Source organism: Curtobacterium sp. MCLR17_045 (assembly GCF_003234405.1).
GTDB classification, from domain to species: Bacteria; Actinomycetota; Actinomycetes; order Actinomycetales; family Microbacteriaceae; genus Curtobacterium; species Curtobacterium flaccumfaciens.
The window spans coordinates 1-701 of the sequence record NZ_QKTB01000057.1 but is presented as its reverse complement, the minus strand read 5'-3'; the positions used below and the strand labels follow the sequence as shown (position 1 = coordinate 701).

Sequence of the window (701 nt, the reverse complement as noted above, 5' to 3'; positions counted from 1 at the left end):
CGGCTGAAGTCGGTGAAGGGGTCCGGGTGGCTGACCGACTGGGAGGGTGAGGCCGCTGATGTGTTCGTCGACGCGATCGAGGACACCCCGTCGGACCTGACCAAGCTCGTTGATTCGTACGAACTCGCCGCGACGGCGTTGTCGGGGTGGGCTGACACGGTCGATGACACCCAGTACCGGGCTGATGGTGCGTTGGCGGATGCGAAGGACGCCACCGGGGACCTCGCCGCGGCGCAGGACCGGTTGGCGGATGCGCAGTCGACGTTGTCGCACTACGAGTCCGCGTCGAAGGACCTGTCGAAGGTCGCCGACAAGTACCCGGCAGGTACCGACGTGCCGGACGGGGTGGATGTTCCCTCGCCGGCGCAGTTGCGGGCAGCGTCCGACAACGCGTCCGTCGCGCAGGGGTCCGTGAGCTCGGCGCAGGGGGACATCTCGGCGGCGCAGTCGCGGATCGATGCGGCGAAGCGGCTCGTGGCGGATGCGAAGGGTGACTGGCAGGACGCGGAGCAGCGGACCGCGACGAAGATCGGTGAAGCTGCGGACGCGGGCCTCGGGAAGCAGTCCACGTGGGACAAGATCTTCGGGTCCGAGGCGTGGGAGACCATCGTGTCGGTGGCGAAGGTCGTCGTGGCGGTGGGTGGGATCATCGCGATGATCATCCCGGGGCCGTGGACGTTGATCATCGCGGCGATCGCGCT

General features: G+C 68.2%; 1 protein-coding gene. It reads left to right on the top strand.

Features of this window, described 5'->3' with window-relative positions; genetic code table 11:
- Positions 1-701: putative T7SS-secreted protein (locus DEJ05_RS18240; RefSeq protein WP_220037044.1), on the top strand; the 701-nt coding region annotated here is incomplete at both ends.